The organism is Clostridium sulfidigenes, assembly GCF_000732635.1.
Taxonomy (GTDB): Bacteria; Bacillota; Clostridia; order Clostridiales; family Clostridiaceae; genus Clostridium_J; species Clostridium_J sulfidigenes.
The window spans coordinates 1-649 of the sequence record NZ_JPMD01000076.1 but is presented as its reverse complement, the minus strand read 5'-3'; the positions used below and the strand labels follow the sequence as shown (position 1 = coordinate 649).

The window sequence follows — 649 nt, the reverse complement described above, 5'->3', positions numbered from 1 at the left end:
TGGGCGCAGAGAATAGGTCCAGGCAACTGTTTAACAAAAACACAGGGCTGTGCAAAATCGAAAGATGAAGTATACAGCCTGACACCTGCCCGGTGCTGGAAGGTTAAGAGGAGATGTCATCGCAAGAGAAGCATTGAATTGAAGCCCCAGTAAACGGCGGCCGTAACTATAACGGTCCTAAGGTAGCGAAATTCCTTGTCGGGTAAGTTCCGACCTGCACGAATGGTGTAACGATCTGGACACTGTCTCAACCGCGAGCTCGGTGAAATTGTAGTATCGGTGAAGATGCCGATTACCCGCAACGGGACGAAAAGACCCCGTGAACCTTTACTATAGCTTTACATTGTATTTGGGTAACAAATGTGTAGGATAGGCCGGAGACTATGAGTCGGGTACGCCAGTATTCGAGGAGTCACTGTTGAAATACGGCCCTTTTGTTATTTGGGTTCTAACTCTGTTTTCAGAGGACATTGTATGGTGGGTAGTTTGACTGGGGTGGTCGCCTCCAAAAGCGTAACGGAGGCTTCTAAAGGTACCCTCAGGCCGATTGGTAACCGGTCGCAGAGTGTAATGGCACAAGGGTGCTTGACTGGGAGACAAACAAGTCGCACAGGTAGGAAACTAGAGCATAGTGATCCGGTGGTTCCGT

At 49.3% G+C, this 649-nt stretch carries 1 rRNA gene; it reads left to right on the top strand.

Features of this window, described 5'->3' with window-relative positions:
* Positions 1-649, top strand: a 23S ribosomal RNA gene (locus IO99_RS17975); the annotation flags it as partial.